Below are 289 nucleotides of genomic sequence, written 5' to 3' on the forward strand. Positions count from 1 at the left end.
CCCCAGACGATGGTAGAACTGATCGCCCCTGGCCCCGCCATCAACGGCAACGCCAGTGGCACCACACCAATGCTTTCACGTACCGCGGTTTCTGATTTTTCTTGCTTGTTCTGTTTATCCTCGCCAAGCTTGCCGCTGATCATCGACATCGCTATTGTCACCACCAGGATACCCCCGGCGATACGGAACGAATCAATTGATATACCAAAAAGTTGTAGAATCGTGTCGCCGAGAAAAAGCGAGATCCACAAGATAATGGCCACAGACAGGTTGGCTGTAAGGTTAGTTT

Annotated in this window: 1 pseudogene; it reads right to left on the reverse strand. The window is 50.9% G+C overall.

Annotated features, from left to right (window positions below):
• Positions 1-289: pseudogene (ychE, locus tag AC0L3S_RS39290) on the reverse strand (NAAT family transporter YchE); the annotation flags it as partial.

The sequence above is a fragment of the Bradyrhizobium sp. Ken01 genome (assembly GCF_055807355.1).